The sequence below is a fragment of the Candidatus Aquicultor secundus genome, from assembly GCF_002791875.1.
Classification (GTDB): Bacteria; Actinomycetota; Aquicultoria; order Aquicultorales; family Aquicultoraceae; genus Aquicultor_A; species Aquicultor_A secundus.
The window spans coordinates 1-257 of the sequence record NZ_PFNG01000276.1; positions in this window are offsets into that span (position 1 = coordinate 1).

The window sequence follows — 257 nt, forward strand, 5'->3', positions numbered from 1 at the left end:
GGCTCTAAACGAAATCATAGATGTTCATAAACGATACGAAAGATTTAGCGACAAATCAACTGAAGAGGCCAAAGTTTATATTGAGCAGAAAATGGGCGGAAAATTATAAAGGTTCAGAGGAGCTAGCAAGTGGCTCTGAATAAATTCCACTTGATTTATTCCAAAACCCTGCTATAAATTAGAATAACCAAATTCACTATTCTAATATTATGTCGATAATTAGAATAACTATGTTCACTATTCTAATATCCTGGAAT